At 67.8% G+C, this 15,081-nt stretch carries 13 protein-coding genes; 8 read left to right on the top strand and 5 right to left on the bottom strand.

From position 1 onward, the window contains the following. Positions 1-33: 33 nt before the first annotated feature. Positions 34-1,092, top strand: a complete 1,059-nt coding sequence (locus ASE61_RS18340) for an MBL fold metallo-hydrolase (RefSeq protein ID WP_061969364.1) — start codon at positions 34-36, stop codon at positions 1,090-1,092. A gap of 113 nt (positions 1,093-1,205) precedes the next feature. Here ASE61_RS18340 and ASE61_RS18345 read toward each other — a convergent pair whose 3' ends face one another. Next, positions 1,206-2,033, bottom strand: coding sequence for a GyrI-like domain-containing protein (locus tag ASE61_RS18345; RefSeq protein ID WP_139163496.1), 828 nt, complete (start codon positions 2,031-2,033; stop codon positions 1,206-1,208). A gap of 201 nt (positions 2,034-2,234) precedes the next feature. Here ASE61_RS18345 and dapF point away from each other — a divergent pair, with 201 nt between their 5' ends. Next, complete coding sequence (gene dapF / locus ASE61_RS18350) at positions 2,235-3,119, top strand: diaminopimelate epimerase (RefSeq protein ID WP_061969368.1); 885 nt, start codon at positions 2,235-2,237, stop codon at positions 3,117-3,119. A gap of 11 nt (positions 3,120-3,130) precedes the next feature. Next, complete coding sequence (gene mtaB / locus ASE61_RS18355) at positions 3,131-4,402, top strand: tRNA (N(6)-L-threonylcarbamoyladenosine(37)-C(2))-methylthiotransferase MtaB (RefSeq protein WP_061969370.1); 1,272 nt, start codon at positions 3,131-3,133, stop codon at positions 4,400-4,402. A gap of 126 nt (positions 4,403-4,528) precedes the next feature. Here mtaB and ASE61_RS18360 read toward each other — a convergent pair whose 3' ends face one another. From ASE61_RS18360 to ASE61_RS18370, 3 genes are all read right to left on the bottom strand, one after another. Next, positions 4,529-5,635 (bottom strand): sulfite oxidase, encoded by a 1,107-nt coding sequence (locus ASE61_RS18360; RefSeq protein ID WP_082617549.1) that lies wholly within the window; start codon positions 5,633-5,635, stop codon positions 4,529-4,531. A 99-nt stretch (positions 5,636-5,734) separates the two neighbouring features. Continuing rightward, positions 5,735-7,450, bottom strand: coding sequence for an AMP-binding protein (locus ASE61_RS18365; RefSeq protein WP_061969374.1), 1,716 nt, complete (start codon positions 7,448-7,450; stop codon positions 5,735-5,737). Positions 7,451-7,660: 210 nt separating this feature from the next. Next, positions 7,661-9,745 (bottom strand): elongation factor G, encoded by a 2,085-nt coding sequence (locus ASE61_RS18370; protein ID WP_061969376.1) that lies wholly within the window; start codon positions 9,743-9,745, stop codon positions 7,661-7,663. A 428-nt stretch (positions 9,746-10,173) separates the two neighbouring features. Here ASE61_RS18370 and ASE61_RS18375 point away from each other — a divergent pair, with 428 nt between their 5' ends. Continuing rightward, the gene (locus ASE61_RS18375) at positions 10,174-10,362 is read left to right on the top strand and encodes a hypothetical protein (RefSeq protein ID WP_061969378.1); all 189 of its coding nucleotides are present in this window, start codon (positions 10,174-10,176) and stop codon (positions 10,360-10,362) included. Positions 10,363-10,382: 20 nt separating this feature from the next. Here ASE61_RS18375 and ASE61_RS18380 read toward each other — a convergent pair whose 3' ends face one another. Then, positions 10,383-11,171, bottom strand: coding sequence for an SDR family NAD(P)-dependent oxidoreductase (locus ASE61_RS18380; RefSeq protein WP_061969380.1), 789 nt, complete (start codon positions 11,169-11,171; stop codon positions 10,383-10,385). Between the two features lie 179 nt (positions 11,172-11,350). Here ASE61_RS18380 and rplS point away from each other — a divergent pair, with 179 nt between their 5' ends. From rplS to ASE61_RS18400, 4 genes are all read left to right on the top strand, one after another. Next, on the top strand, positions 11,351-11,746 hold the full coding sequence (gene rplS, locus ASE61_RS18385) for a 50S ribosomal protein L19 (RefSeq protein ID WP_061969382.1): 396 nt from the start codon (positions 11,351-11,353) through the stop codon (positions 11,744-11,746). A gap of 176 nt (positions 11,747-11,922) precedes the next feature. Beyond that, complete coding sequence (locus tag ASE61_RS18390; RefSeq protein ID WP_061969384.1) at positions 11,923-12,372, top strand: MarR family winged helix-turn-helix transcriptional regulator; 450 nt, start codon at positions 11,923-11,925, stop codon at positions 12,370-12,372. Continuing rightward, the gene (locus tag ASE61_RS18395; protein WP_061969386.1) at positions 12,369-14,000 is read left to right on the top strand and encodes an MFS transporter; all 1,632 of its coding nucleotides are present in this window, start codon (positions 12,369-12,371) and stop codon (positions 13,998-14,000) included. The genes ASE61_RS18390 and ASE61_RS18395 overlap by 4 nt, the downstream gene beginning before the upstream one ends. A gap of 14 nt (positions 14,001-14,014) precedes the next feature. Next, positions 14,015-15,058, top strand: coding sequence for an HlyD family secretion protein (locus ASE61_RS18400; protein ID WP_061969388.1), 1,044 nt, complete (start codon positions 14,015-14,017; stop codon positions 15,056-15,058). Positions 15,059-15,081: the final 23 nt, after the last annotated feature.

The raw sequence follows: 15,081 nt of genomic DNA on the forward strand, positions 1-15,081 counted from the left end.
CGCTGCGTCGCGGCCGCCTACCTGTTCTACACCATGACCCGCCGCAAGCTTCTCTCCTTCGTTGGCCTCGGTGCATTGCTGGCTTCGACCGGCGCTGCCTGGGCCGCGATCTCCCGCTCGCGCAATCCCTATTACCAGGGCCCCGTCAGCGACCATTTCAACGGGCTCGTCTTCAGCGACGGCCGCACCGTGAGCAAGGGCCTCGCCGACGTGCTGCGCTGGCAGACCGGCAAGCGCGAGCGCGAGGCCTTCCCCCTCGCCTATCAGGCGCCGCCTCAGGACAAGCCTCCGGCCCGCGTCGAGGGCGTCAGGATCGTCCATCTCGGCCACGCCTCCTTCCTGTACCAGGCAGCCGGCCTCAACCTGCTGATCGACCCGGTCTATTCGCTGCGCGCCAGCCCCTTCTCCTTCATCGGCCCCAGGCGCGTGAACGCACCGGGAGTCGCCTTCGCCGATCTGCCGAAGATCGACGCCGTGCTGATCACGCATAACCATTACGATCATCTCGACATCGAGACGCTGGCCCTGCTGCATGCCCGCGACCGGCCGCGGATGATCATGCCGCTCGGCAATGACTCGATCGTCCGCGCCCGCATCCCCGACGCCCGCGCCGAGGCGCATGACTGGAATGACCGGCTCACCCTCTCGGACGCCGTCGCGGTCACGCTGGTGCCGAGCTATCACTGGTCGGCGCGCGGCGCCTTCGACCGGCGCATGGCGCTGTGGTGCTCCTATATCCTCGAAACGCCGGCCGCGAAGGTCTTCCATATCGGCGATACCGGCTACCACGACGGCTCGCTCTACGAGGACCTCGGCAGCAGGCACGGGCCGTTCGATCTCGCCGTGCTGCCGATCGGCGCCTACGAGCCGCGCTGGTTCATGTCCGACAACCACATGAACCCGGACGAGGCGGTGAAGGTCATGCTGGCGCTGCGGGCGCAGCAGGCGATCGGCCATCACTGGGGCACCTTCCAGCTCACCGACGAGGGCGTCGAGCGCCCGCCCGAGGCGCTGAAGGCCGCGCTCGCCGAAGCCGGCCTGCCGGAAGAGCGCTTCAGACCGATGCGGCCGGGTTTGAGCTGGAACGTGTGACCGGCTGGACCTCCGCGTCATTCTCGGACGAAGCACAGCTTCGACCCGAGAATCTCAGGACGGGAGGCCGCTGGTTTCCGAGATGCCCGGGTCAAGCCCGAGCATGACGCTGATCACTTGGGCTGGACGTAGACGTTGATCTCGAGGTTCGGATCGCCAGGGTCCTTGAGGTCGCTGACATATTCCTCGAGGAAAGCATCCTTCACCGTGATGCTCTTGGCTTCGAGATAGGCCGTGATCGTCTCGTAGGTGGAATCGATGTCGTCATAAGGCGCGACATGGAGGAAGCGCAGGGCCTTGCCCATCGGTGAGGCGCTCAATTTCACGCCGCCGCCGAATGCGGGAGCCTGCCCTCCGGCGGGCGCGGCAACCGGCAGCATCGCATCGAAGCGAAAGCCGTCATCCGTCGTCTCGACGAACAGCGCCAGCGGACGGCCTGCGACGGGCAGGCCCGCCTTCTGCGCTTCGGCGCGCAAGGCGTTGAAGCTCTCCGACAGTTTCTGGAATCCCTGGTCCCAGCTTGCCTGACCCGAAAGGAGCAGGACGGGCTTCGCAGCGAGCGTGATCTCGTCGATATCGCTGGCATCGCCGCGTTTGCCGGCAAGCGTCGCGTTGGGATCAGGCACGCCCGTCTGCTGCTGCACGGGCGGCGCCGGCAGAGACTGGCCCGGAGGCGGCAAGGTCGGCGGCGGCTGCACCGGCTGCGGTTCGGCCGGCCCCGGTAGCGTCGGCGCGGGCTGCACCGGCTGCGGCGTTACCGGATTCGGCGGCGGCGGGGCCGGCTGGACCGGCTGCGGCCCCGGCTGGGCCTCAGGCACGGGAGAAGGCGGCGTCTGCGCCGGAGCTGACGGCATCTGGGCGGGGCTGGCGCCGGGCGGTGGTGCCAGAGGCGCGGTTTCGACGGCGGTCGGTGGCGCCACGCGCGCCTGGGCAAAGACCATTCCGCTCGACAAACTCGCCAGGCCGGCAAGCGTCAGAACACAAATCCGGGAATACCGCATCATGACGGCCCTGAGTTTCACGCGATTCGCGCCCTTGCGGCGCAACATAGAATGTCCACCTTCTCCTAGGGAACGGGGACGAGGGTGGCTTTTTCACGTCGTCTCCGCCATAGACCCACTATTCACGGGACGTGTGACCAAATGAACGCTCTGGCCAATCGCCGGTTCCTGAAGATGAACGGGCTCGGCAACCAGATCACGGTGCTGGACCTGCGCGGCACCAAGCATGTCGTCAGCGAAGCGGAAGCCCGCGCCATCGCCTCCGAGCCGCGCGCCCGCTTCGACCAGCTCATGGTCCTTCACGATGCCGCGACGCCCGGCACCGACGCTTTCGTGCGCATCTATAACACCGACGGCTCGGAGGCCGGCGCCTGCGGCAACGGCACGCGCTGCGTCGCCTGGGCGATGATCGCCGACCCGCAGATGGGCGATGCCGACAAGGCCCGGCTCACCCTCCAGACCAAGGCCGGGCTGCTGCCGGCGATCCGCGAGGGCGAAGCTCTTTTCACCGTCGACATGGGCGCGCCGCGCCTTGACTGGGAGCAGATTCCGCTGGCCGAGCCTTTCGAGGATACCGCGCGCTTCGAATTGCAGATCGGCCCGATCGACGATCCGATCCTGCACACGCCCTGCGCCGTCAACATGGGCAATCCGCACGCGGTCTTCTTCGTCGAGGACCCCTATGCCTACAATCTCGAACGGATCGGGCCGCTGCTCGAGAACCACCCGATCTTCCCCGATCGCGCTAATATCGAGCTCGCCGCTGTGAAGGCGCCGGATCACATCGTGCTGCGCGTCTGGGAGCGCGGCGCCGGCATCACGCAGGCCTGCGGTTCGGGCGCCTGTGCGGCACTGGTCGCGGGCGTCCGCCGCGAGCTGACCGCCCGCAAGGCCACCGTCAGCCTGCCCGGCGGCGATCTCGCCATCGAATGGCGCGAGCGCGACGGCCATGTCCTGATGACCGGCCCGGTCGAATTCGAATGGGAAGGCACGCTCGACGCGGCGTTGTTTTCGAGCGCGGCCTGAGGGCCAGACTTATGATTCTGGAAGTCGTCACCTTCGGCTGCCGCCTCAACATCGTCGAGAGCGAGGCGCTCAGGCTCCAGGCGGAAGCCGCCGGGCTGAAGGATGCCGCGATCGTCAATTCCTGCGCCGTCACCGCCGAGGCGACCCGGCAGGCGCGGCAGGCCGTACGCCGCCTCAAGCGCGAGCAGCCGGACAGGCCCGTCATCGTCACCGGCTGTGCCGCGCAGATCGAACCGGCCCGCTTCGCGGATATGCCGGAGGTCGATCGCGTCCTCGGCAACGACGAGAAACTGCGGCCCGAGAGCTGGTCTGCCCTCGCCCGTTCCAACAGCCTCGGACATCCTGACACCACTGTCGCCGACAAGCTCGACGTCGGCGACATCATGACCCGCACGGCCTTGCGCGCTCCGGTCACCGGCCGTTTCGCCAGCCATACGCGCGGCTTCGTCCAGGTCCAGAACGGCTGCGACCATCGTTGCACCTTCTGCGTCATTCCCTTCGGCCGCGGCAATTCGCGCTCACTCGCCATCACCGATGTCGTCGCGCAATGCCGCACCCTGCTGGAGGCCGGCGCCCGTGAGATCGTGCTGACCGGCGTCGACCTCACCAGCTACGGCCGCGACCTGCCGGACCAGCCGACACTCGGCGCGCTGGCGGGAGCGATCCTGCGCGCCCTGCCCGACCTGCCGCGCCTGCGCCTCTCCTCGATCGACGCGGTCGAGGTCGACGATGCCCTGCGCGACATGCTCGCGACCGAGTCACGCCTGATGCCGCATCTGCATCTTTCGCTTCAGGCTGGCGACGACCTCATCCTGAAGCGCATGAAGCGCCGCCACGGCCGCGACGACGCTATCCGCTTCTGCACCGAGATCCGCTCCTTGCGTCCCGACATCGTCTTCGGCGCCGATCTCATCGCCGGCTTCCCGACCGAGGACGAAGCGATGTTCGCCCGCTCACTCGACCTCGTGGCGGAATGCGGCCTGAGCTTCGTCCATGTCTTCCCCTATTCGGCCCGCCCCAACACGCCGGCCGCGCGGATGCCGCAGCTCTTGGGAGAGGTCGTCTCGGAGCGCGCCGCAAGGCTGCGTGCTGCGGCTGGGACGGCACAGGCACGCCATCTCGCCGAGCGCATCGGCCGTCCGCTCAGCGTCCTCACCGAACGCGGCAATACCGGCCGCGCCGAGGATTTCACGCTGGTGCGTTTCGCCCGTGACGTCGCGCCGGGCGAAATCCTGCCGGTGATCGGCCATGCCGCCGACAACAAGGCCCTTCTCGCGGCCTGAACACATTTGCGGGAGAATAGCCGCCTCGGTCGCCGATGGGAGGAGGAGTGACCGAGGCGGCAGAGCCATGCCCGGAATGGCAGACCCATTTCTTAGACGCGGCAACCCGCCAAAAGGTTCAAAGCCTCACGCGACCACGGAGCCACGCACCCGCTGGACCTGATTGTTGCAGTATCCCCGCGGATTCCAGACCGGTTCCAGCGGCTGGACGCCGCCCTCGGCATCGCGCGCCCGCGCCATGACGACGAAGGGGCCCGGCTGTTCAGCCACGATCTCCGCCTCGAAGCGCCGCCAGGCGAAGCGTCCCTCACCGGCCTGCAATGTGACATCCTGCCAGCTTTCGCCACCATCGCTGGAAACTGCGACTGATTCCAGCGGAACAGCCCCGCTCCAGGCGAAGCCCGCGACCTTCAATCGCTCGCCTTGCTTCGTCACGAAGCCGTCTAGCGGCGCCGTAAGCAGCGATTTGACTGGCATGTCGGTGATGACAGCGAAATTCGCCGGATCGAGCGGTTCGCCCGGGCGAACCGGCTGGATCGGCAGGCGATAATCGGTGCCGCGCATCTTCTCGCCGTCATGCTCGACGGCGCGAAGGCTGATCCGGTCGAGCCATTTCTGCCAGGCCGAGCCGGGATAGCCCGGCGCGACGATGCGCAAAGGCCCGCCATGCAGGCGCGGCAAGGGCTCGCCATTCATGGCGAAGGCGATCAGGGTTTCCGGAGCCACCGCCTTGGCCATCGGCAGGCCGCGCGAGAGCGCAGCTTTCTCCGGCTTGCCGATCTGGCGGTCCGGTGCGTGATGGGCGGTATAGACCGCGCCCGGCCTGGGGCCGGCATGTTCCAGAACGTCCGCCAGCCTGACCCCGGTCCAACGCGCGCAGCCGACGGCGCCGAGCCGCCATTGCAGCCCGTCCGTCGCCGGCGAAAAGCGAGAGCGACCATTGCCGGCGCATTCCAGGACAGCGGTGAGCGTCACAGTTTCGAAACGCTGGCGCAGGCCTTCAACGGTCCACACGGCCGGGCGCTCGACCTCGCCATCGACGGTCAGCGTCCAGCCGCTCTCGTCGATCTCCGGCAGATGGCCGTTGTTGCGGATGAAGAAGGCATCGACCGGCGTGATCGGCTCGCCGAGCAGGGCGAGCGCCGGCTCGGCGTTCAACGCCTCTTCCTCATAGACATGGAGGCCGGGCTTCAGACGGCGCAGCAGCGGCAATTCGGTAAGGCGGTGGGGCAAGCGGCGAGGATCTCCGGGGGCGCGAGACGGTCACCCGTCCCGGCGAAAGCCGACAAGAGATGGCACGTTGCCCGACCGGCTGTCGACCGTCGCCCAGCGTCAGCGCCTGGCGACGACCTCCTCGCGCAGCGCCCGGCGCAGAACCTTGCCGACATTGGTCTTGGGCAGGCTCTCGCGGAAGAAGATCTGCCTGGGCACCTTGTAGCCGGTGAGGTTCTCCTTGCAGTAGGCCCGCAGCGCATCCGTCGTCAGGGTCGGGTCCTTGCGTACGACGAAGGCGGTCACCGCCTCGCCCGAATGCTCGTCGGGCAGGCCGATGACAGCCGATTCCAGCACGCCGGGATGCGAGGCCAGCACGTCCTCGACCTCGTTCGGATAGACGTTGAAGCCGGAGACCAGGACCATGTCCTTCATCCGGTCGACCACCTTGGTCTGTCCGTCCGGCAGCATGATGCCGACGTCGCCGCTGCGGAAATAGCCGTCGGCGGTCATCGCCTTGGCGGTCTCGTCCGGGCGGTTCCAGTAGCCCGCCATCACCTGCGGCCCGCGGATGCAGATCTCGCCGGCCTCGCCAAGCGGCATGTCGTTGCCCTCGGCGTCGCGGATCGCGATCTCGGTCGAGGGAATCGGAAAGCCGATCGTACCGCTGAACTCGGTGATATCCGGCCGGTTGATGGTGGCGACCGGCGAGGTCTCCGACAGGCCGTAGCCCTCGATGATCGGGCGCCCGGTCACCGCCTTCCACTGCTTGGCGACCGCGGCCTGCGTCGCCATGCCGCCGGCGACCGCGAAGCGCATCTCGGAGAAGTCGACCTCCTTGATCTCGGGATGGTTGGCGAGCGCGTTGTAGAGCGTGTTGACCCCCGAGAAGAGCGTGAAACGGCTCGCCTTCAGCGTCTTGATGAAGCCGGGTATGTCGCGCGGATTGGCGATCAGCAGGCTCTTGGCGCCGATGCGCAGCAGGAACATGCAGCAGCAGGTCAGCGCGAAGATGTGGTAGAGCGGCAGCGCCGTCACCATGACGTGCTGGTAGTCGCTGCGGCCGAGAGGCGGCTCCAGCATCCATTCGAGCCAGAGGCCGGCCTGCTGGACGTTGGCGGCGACGTTGCGATGCGTCAGCGTCGCGCCCTTGGCGACGCCGGTCGTGCCGCCGGTATATTGCAGGAAGGCGACATCCTCAGGCACGACCGTCACCGGCGTCATCCGGGCACCGCCGTGCAGGATCTGCTGGAAACCGATGGAGCCGGGAAGACCGTAAGGCTTCACCACCTTCTTGACCCGGCGCGCGACGAAATTGACGATCTTGCCTTTGAAGCCCATCAGGTCGCCGGCCGTGGCGATGACGATGGCGTCGAGCTTCAGGTTCGGCTTCGCCTCCTCGACGACATGGGCGAAGTTCTCGATCACCACGAGCACCCGCGCCCCGGCATCGTTGATCTGATGCGTCAGCTCGCGCGCCGTGTAGAGCGGATTGACGTTGACTACGGTAAAGCCGCCGAGCAGCACGCCGAAGATCGCCGCCGGATAGGCCAGGATGTTCGGCATCATCAGGGCGACGCGATCGCCTTTCTTCAGGCCCTGCGCCTGCAGCCAGCCGGCGAAGGACTCAGCGGCGCGACGCGTCTCGGCGAAGGTGATCGTCTTGCCGAAGCTCTCGAACGCCGGCCGATCGGCATGGGTCGAACAAGCGGAGCCGATCAGGTCAGCCAGCGTCCCGATCCTGGCATCGTCGAGCTCCGGCGGCACGGCCGGCGGATAATGCGCAAGCCACGGGCGCGAGGCATTCCTGGCCTGCGTGGCGCCAGTCGCAGTCATCGTTCCCTCCAGTTGCCCGGTTGACCGCCTCGGGGCGGGTTCCGGTGCATTTTCATGATCGTACAGTGCGGAACAGCAGCCGACAGCGCAAGCGCCGACCGTCATCGACCGTCGAATGTTTACATCTAAACAGTTCGCACCGCACGAAATCAAGCCCAAACCGGGAGCCGAATGACGGCTCCCGGAGGGCAGGATGGGCCTGAGGCAGGATCAGCGCGCTTGCGCGAGGGTCAGCGCCTGCGCGGAAACCACGGCCTCGGCCGGCTTGCCGGCGAGCTCCGCCAGGTGATCGAAGCGCGCGCTGAACGAGCCGACGCCCGAGGTGGCCGAGCGCAGCTCGACGATCAGGCCGGTCATTTCGGCTTCCGGCACCAGCGCCTTGATCTGGTCCCAGCCACGCCAGCCGGCGCGCGTGTCGTAGCCGAGGATCTGCCCGCGTCGGCCCGAGATCAGGGCCGAAGCCCGCGACATCGCCTCGGAAGGGATGACCACATCGACCGACAGGATCGGCTCGAGCAGCACCGGCTTGGCTTGCGGCATCGCCTCGCTCATCGCCAGCCGCGCCGCCTGCCGGAACGCCATGTCCGAGGAATCGACAGTGTGATACGAGCCATCCGTCAGGGCGACCGCGACATCAACGATCGGGAAGCCCAGCGGCCCCTTCTCGCAGAAATCGCGCATGCCGGCCTCGACCGAGCCGATATACTGGCGCGGCACGACACCGCCGGTGATCTTGTCGACGAACTGGATGCCCTCCCCGCGCGGCAGCGGCGCCACCTCGATCACCACGTCGCCATACTGGCCATGGCCGCCGCTCTGCTTGCGATGCCGGCCCCGCGCCCCGGCCTGGCCGCGGATCGTCTCGCGATAGCCGACCTGCGGCGTCTTGCTCGTCACCGTCACGCCATAGCGGCCGGCGAGCTTTTCGAGCGCCACGCGCAGATGCATCTCGCCCTGGCCCGACAAACGGGTTTCGCCGAGTTCCGGCACCTGCGTCACCGCGAGCGCCGTGTCCTCCTCGGTCAGGCGCTGAAGCGCCGCCGCCAGCCTGACATCGTCCTTGCGGTCCTTCACGGCGATGGCGAAGGCGTGGACGGCCTCGGGCGGCGGGACCGCGCTGACCACGCTCGCCCGCGTCTTGCCGAGCATGAAGGCCTCGCCCGTCGCGATGCCGTCGAGCTTGGCGAAGCCGGCGACCTCGCCCTCCATCGCCGCCGGCTTGCGGCTCTGCTCCGCTCCCTTCAGGGCGAGGACACCGGCGATGCGGGCTTCCGCCCCGCCGGACGAGGTCACGACATCGCCCTCCGCCAGCCGTCCCCGCATCACCCGCGCCAGCGAGACCTTGCCGCCCTGGCTCGAATGCCAGGTCTTCATCACCTGGGCGAGCGGCGGCCCCTCGGCGAGGATGCCGGCGCGCCCGCGTGTCTCGGCGAGACCGGGCGCCTCGTGCCTGAGCGCCTTGAGCAGCCGCGTCACGCCATTGCCGCGCTCGGCCGCGCCGATCAGCACCGGCACGACATGGCGATGCTGCAACTCGCGGGCGAGATCGTCGAAGACGCGGTCGCGCGGCGGCTCCATGTCCCCCAGCAGCTCCTCCATCAGGTCGTCGTCGTAATCGGCAAGCCGCTCCAGCATCGAGAACCGCGCTTCCTTCTCGCGGCCGGCCTCGTCGACGGCCAGCGGCACGATCTCGCTCGGCGCATGCTCGCGGTAAATGAAGGCCCGCTCCAGGGCGAGGTCGATGAAGCCGACCGCGATGCCCTTCTGCCAGATCGGGATCTGGCGCAGCAGCAGCGGCGTCCGCGAGGCCCGTTGCAGGATGCCGAGCGTCTCGCGCACCCGGCGCGAAGCCGTGTCGATCTTGTTCAGGAACAGGAAGCGCGGGATGTCGGCCTCCTCCAGTTCGCGCAGCACGAGCTCGAGCGCCGGCGCCTTCCTGTCATCCGCCTCGCAGACGACGACGGCCGCATCCACCGCCGGCAGCACATGGCGCATCTCGTGCAGGAATTCGACCGAGCCGGGGCAGTCGATGAAATGGAAGGTATCGCCGAGGAAATCGACGGCCGCGACCGTGGGCTCCGTGCTCATCTGGTGCGCGCGGGCCTCCGGCGCCGCATCGCCGACCGTGTTGCCGCCCTTGACCGTGCCGGCGCGGGTCAGCGCGCCGCATCGCATCAGGATGCTTTCGAGCAGCGTGGTCTTGCCGCTCTGGAAGGGGCCGACGATCGCGATGCACCGCGGCCCCGCGCGTCGGGTGCCGTCTGCGGAACCGCCATTCTGAGCCGATGCAGGCATGACTTCCTCCTTCGGGGCTGGCCGCGATGGAGGAGAGGTTCGAGCGGCCCCGGCTCCGGCGCGGTGGAAGCCGGCGGGAACCGCGAATGCGCTCACGCCGGATGGGCGGCGGTCGCTCGGGCCCGACAGGGTCGGGCGGCCGTCGGAGAGGCAGTTGACGAGAGGTTCGCGCCGATCGGGAGCGGACGCAAGCGCTTTGTCGGCGCGGTCGCGGCGAACGGGCGAGGCCCGGACCGTCATCGATATCGGAACGACTATCGCTCCGCCGAGACCCATGATTTCATCGGGAGATCCGCCGGGTTGCACGCACGAGAAGCGAGCCGGCACCTGCACGCTCCCTGCGTCTCCGAAGCGGGGAACCTGAAGGATCGCCGGACATTCTATGGGCGGACCGCCGCAGCGGCCGTAGGGATGCATGGAGACAGCCGATGCCCGAGAATGCTTCGCAAATGGACCTGGACGAGCGCATCGCCCTCCTCCGGCGCAATATCTCCGAGCTGATGGAACAAGCGACGGGAGCCTCCGGCGCCGCCGTGGAGGAGGCGCTCGCCAACCGGCTCGGCGAGCAGCAGGACATGCTCAACGAGCTGCTGAAGAAGCGTGAGGCGATGGGGTAAAGGCGTCGAGGCACCCGCCGTCAGAGATTCCGCCGCTCGCCGCGAAGCGTCGCGAGGCCGATGCCGGCAGCGTCGAAGCCGCCATCGACGGCCAGGACCTGCCCGGTGATATAGGTCGACCGCTCGGAGCAGAGGAAGAAGATCGCCTCGGCCAATTCCTCCTCCAGCCCGTAGCGGCCGAGCGGGACGGCATCGCGATAATCCGCCCTGATCTCGGGGCTGTGCACCGCCTTGGCCATCGCCGTCTCGACCGGCCCCGGCGCGACTGCGTTGACGCGGATGCCCAGGCCCGCGAGTTCGACCGCCTGCTGCTTGGTGAGATGGGCCAGCGCCGCCTTCGAGGTGCCATAGGCAACGCGCAGGGTCGAGGCGCGCAGGCCCGAAATCGAGGTGATATTGACGACGGCACCGCCGCCATTGTCCGCCATCGTCCGCGCCGCGAGCTGCGTCGCCAGGAACGGACCGGTGAGATTGACCGCCAGCACCCGCTGCCATTCGTCATGGCTGGTTTCGAGCATCGGCTTGAACACCGCCGTGCCGGCATTGTTGACGAGGGCATCGAGCCGTCCGAAGCGCTTGGCCATGCCGGCGAAGGCCGATTCGAGCTGGGCGGGCATGGCCACGTCGCAGGTCAGCACCAGCGTCCGCTCCGGCGTGGCGATCTCGGCCGCAGCCCGTTCAAGCCCGGCGCCATCGATGTCGAGCAGGCCGACCTGCCAGCCTTCGGAGAGGAAGCGCTTGGCCGTGGCGAGGCCGATGCCGCGCGCGGCGCCGGTCACGAGCGCGGTCTTCGGGGTGGCATCGGTCATGGCGTGTCGTCCGGTGGCGTGTCGGGTCCGCAAAGGCTATGCACGCCGGCAGCGCCGCCAACAAGCCGGCATTGCCGCTCGACAAACGCCACCAGCTCCTGTAAGGCCCCGCACTCAACTGAAAACAGCGCGCCGTAACGCCCGCGTGAACACACGCGACAACGGCCATGGAGAGACCCATGAACATCATCGAACAGCTCGATGCCGAGCAGATTGCCAAGCTGAGCGAAGGCAAGGCCATTCCCGCCTTCCAGCCCGGCGACACCGTGCAGGTCAACGTCAAGGTCAAGGAAGGCGAGCGCAGCCGCGTCCAGGCCTATGAAGGCGTCGTGATCGCCCGCAACGGTGGCGGCCTCAACCAGAGCTTCACCGTTCGCAAGATTTCCTATGGCGAGGGCGTCGAGCGCGTCTTCCCGCTGTTCTCGCCGAACCTCGATTCGATCAAGGTCATCCGCAGGGGCAAGGTGCGCCGCGCCAAGCTGTATTACCTGCGCGATCGTCGCGGCAAATCGGCCCGCATCGCCGAGCGCGTCGATGCCAAGCCCGCCAAGGGCCAGAAGGCCGCCGGCAAGTAAGCCGAAGCCTCAGCGCAAAAAGATTGGAACGCGGTCCTTCGGGGCCGCGTTTTTTTTTGCCGTGGATCGAAACAGTCATTCTTAAATCGCATATCAAATGGCTTTATTGTCACTTGATATGCGCTATGCGCGCATATAAGTATGACAATCATTAGCATGCTATTTATGTTGCCCCTATGGACCTCATCCAGCTTCAGGCCGCGTTCACCGGCGAGCTTGCCGCCGTCAACCGCAAGCTGAGAGCGCTTGTCGACGAGCGTGCCCGCGGCATGGGCCTGACCCTGTCGCGGGCACGCCTGCTGATGGAGCTCGCGCGGGAAGACGGCCCGATCCAGTCCGACCTCGCCGGCCTGCTCGACATCGAGCAGCCGACGCTGGTCCGGCTCCTCGACGGGCTGGAACGCAACGGCATGATCGAGCGCCGCGCCGTCGAGGGCGACAGGCGCGCACGCCGCGTCTTCCTGACCGAAAGCGCCCGGGCACAGGCACAGGACATCCTGAATTTCCTCACCGAACTGCGCGCCGGCATCCTGCAGGGCATCGCGCCGGAAGAGCTGGAAGCCGCGCTCGACGTCCTGCGCCGCACCTCGCGCAACATCGCCGCCGGGCGGAGCGCCGCCCCATGAGCACGCCCGAAACCACCGCTGCGCCTGCTGCCGCGCCCCCACCGGCGGGGCTCACCATGCCGCCGGCCCGCGCGCTCGCCTATATGCTGGCTTCGGTGACACTGGCCATGACCCAGCAGATCGGCGCGAACCTGGTCAACACCAATGTCTACCAGATCCAGGGCGAGCTCGGCGCCACCCTCGCCGAGACCAACTGGCTGATCGCCGCCTATATGGCTCCGAACGTCTCGCTCTCGATCGCGCTGATCAAGATCCGGATGCAGTACGGCCTGCGCAACTTTGCCGAGATCAGCCTCGCCGGCTTCGTCCTCGCCGCCTTCCTGAACCTCGTCTTCGTCCATGACCTGCCATCGGCCGTGGTCGTGCGGTTCATGAGCGGCATGGCGGCGGCGCCGATGTCCTCGCTCGCCTTCTTCTACATGATCGAACCGCTGCCGCCGCAGAAGAAGCTCACCGTCGGCCTGTCGCTGGCGCTGACCAACACCACGCTCGGCATCCCGGTGACGCGCCTGATCTCGCCCTGGCTGCTGGAGCTCGGCGGCTTCCACGGGTTGACGCTTTTCGAGATGGGCCTCGCCATGGTCGCCTTCGGCTTCGTCTACGCGTTGCCGCTGACCACGCCGCCGCGCGTCAAATGGATCGGCCCGCTCGATATCGTCAGCTACCTGCTGATCGCGATCGGCTTCGGCGCGATCGCGGTCGCGCTGAGCCTCGGCCGGATCTACTGGTGGTTCGAGGCCCCGTGGCTCGGCTGGCTCTTCGCCTGCGCCGTGATCTGCCTCACGCTGGCGGTGATCGTCGAGCTGCATCGCGACAGCCCGCTCATCGATATCCGCTGGCTGACCAGTCCGGCGACGCTGCATTTCGCCGGTGCCATCCTCCTGATGCGCATCGTGCTGGCCGAACAGACGGTCGGCGCCTCGAATTTCTTTCAGGCGCTCGGCATCCAGAACGAACAGACCATGCCGCTCTACACGATCATCCTCTGTGCGATCCTGGCCGGCGGCGTCACCTGCGCACTCCTGCTGCGGCCCGGTCGCGAGAACTGGTTCTACGCCACCGCGCTTGCCTGCGTCGCTCTCGGCGCCTGGCTCGACAGCGGCGCCACCAGCCAGACGAGGCCGCACGATATCCGGCTGAGCCAGGCGCTGGTCGCCTATGGCTCCGGCCTATTCCTGCCCGCGGCGATGGCGCAGGGCATGGGCGGCGCGATCGCGCGCGGCCCGATCTACATCCTGAGCTTCATCACCGTCTTCCTGTTCACGCAGAGCATCGGCGGGCTTCTCGGCTCGGCCCTCTTCGGATCCTTCATCACGCTGCGCACCAGTTTCCATTTCAACATGCTGGCGGAGCATTTTGTCCTGTCCGACCCGCTCCTGACCCAACGCCTCAATCAACTCGGCGCCGCCTATAGCCATGTCCTGAGCGACGCGACGCTGATGCGGGCGGAAGGCGTGACCCTGCTCGCCCAGCGGGCGACGCAAGAGGCGATCGTGCTCGCCTATAACGACGCCTTCATGCTGATCTCTGCCATTGCCAGCCTCGCCCTTCTCGGCCTCCTCTCTCACCTCGCCTATCTGCAATTGCGCAAGCGCGCCGCCGCGCCCGCTCCTCAACCCGTCTCCTGACCGTCCAGCCCGTCATGTCCCGCACCCTCCGCTCCGTCTCGACCTATATCGCGCTCGCCATCGGCCTCGCCGGCCTCGCCGTGATCCTCTACGCTTGGCGGCTGCCGCCCTTTTCCAGCGCGATGGAAACCACCGAGAACGCCTATGTCCGCGGCCAGGTCACCGTCATCGCGCCGCAGCTCGCCGGCTATGTCGCCGAAGTGCCCGTGCAGGATTTCGCCGCGGTGAAGCGGGGCGACCTGCTGCTGCGCATCGACGATCGCATCTACGCCCAGAAGCTGGAGCAGGCCCGCGCCGGCCTCGCCGCCCAGCGCGCCGGGCTCGCCAATTCCGACCAGTCGCGCGCCGCCGCCGAAGCCCGCCTGCGTGCCGCCGTCGCCAATGTCGCCAGCGCCGAGGCGGCCTTGCGCACCGCGGAGGCGAACTGGGGCCGCATCGAGCCGCTGCGCGAGCGCGGCGTCGTCAGCCAGACCTCGACCGACCAGAGCCAGCAGGCGCTCGACCAGGCCCGCGCCGCGATCACCGCGACCAATGCCGCCGTCGACGTCGCCCGGCAGGACATCCAGACCGCGATCGTCAACCGCCAGTCGCTGGTCGCAGCGGTCGAGGGCGCCGAGGCTGCCGTCCATCTCGCCGAAATCGACCTCGGCAATACCCGCATCATCGCCCCGCAGGACGGGCGGCTCGGCGAAGTCTCGGCCCGGCTCGGGCAATATGTCTCGGCCGGCACGCAGTTGATGGCGCTGGTGCCGAACCAGGTCTGGGTCGTCGCCAACTTCAAGGAGACGCAGCTCGCCGGCATGCGCGCCGGCCAGCCGGTGAGCTTCACCGTCGATGCCCTGCGTCACGCCCGCCTGACCGGCAAGATCGAGCGTTTCTCGCCGGCCGCCGGCTCCGAGTTCAGCGTCATCCGCCCCGACAACGCCACCGGCAACTTCATCAAGATCGCGCAGCGCGTGCCGGTGCGCATCGCCGTCGACCCCGACCAGCCTCTGGCGGAGCGGCTGGCGCCCGGCATGTCCGTGGTGGTCAGCGTCGACACCTCTGCGTCACGCTGATGGCGCGGCTGCAACGGCGCCGA

It is taken from the genome of Allobosea sp. Root670 (genome assembly GCF_001429415.1).
Lineage (GTDB): Bacteria > Pseudomonadota > Alphaproteobacteria > Rhizobiales > Beijerinckiaceae > Allobosea > Allobosea robiniae.

Coding starts and splice junctions, on each gene's coding strand:
- ASE61_RS18340 (WP_061969364.1), top strand. CDS start 34: ATGACCCGCCGCAAGCTTCTCTCCTTCGTTGGCCTCGGTGCATTGCTG.
- ASE61_RS18390 (WP_061969384.1), top strand. CDS start 11,923: ATGGACCTCATCCAGCTTCAGGCCGCGTTCACCGGCGAGCTTGCCGCC.
- ASE61_RS18365 (WP_061969374.1), bottom strand. CDS start 7,450: ATGACTGCGACTGGCGCCACGCAGGCCAGGAATGCCTCGCGCCCGTGG.
- ASE61_RS18395 (WP_061969386.1), top strand. CDS start 12,369: ATGAGCACGCCCGAAACCACCGCTGCGCCTGCTGCCGCGCCCCCACCG.
- dapF (WP_061969368.1), top strand. CDS start 2,235: ATGAACGCTCTGGCCAATCGCCGGTTCCTGAAGATGAACGGGCTCGGC.
- rplS (WP_061969382.1), top strand. CDS start 11,351: ATGAACATCATCGAACAGCTCGATGCCGAGCAGATTGCCAAGCTGAGC.
- ASE61_RS18370 (WP_061969376.1), bottom strand. CDS start 9,745: ATGCCTGCATCGGCTCAGAATGGCGGTTCCGCAGACGGCACCCGACGC.
- ASE61_RS18345 (WP_139163496.1), bottom strand. CDS start 2,033: ATGGTCTTTGCCCAGGCGCGCGTGGCGCCACCGACCGCCGTCGAAACC.
- ASE61_RS18375 (WP_061969378.1), top strand. CDS start 10,174: ATGCCCGAGAATGCTTCGCAAATGGACCTGGACGAGCGCATCGCCCTC.
- mtaB (WP_061969370.1), top strand. CDS start 3,131: ATGATTCTGGAAGTCGTCACCTTCGGCTGCCGCCTCAACATCGTCGAG.
- ASE61_RS18380 (WP_061969380.1), bottom strand. CDS start 11,171: ATGACCGATGCCACCCCGAAGACCGCGCTCGTGACCGGCGCCGCGCGC.
- ASE61_RS18400 (WP_061969388.1), top strand. CDS start 14,015: ATGTCCCGCACCCTCCGCTCCGTCTCGACCTATATCGCGCTCGCCATC.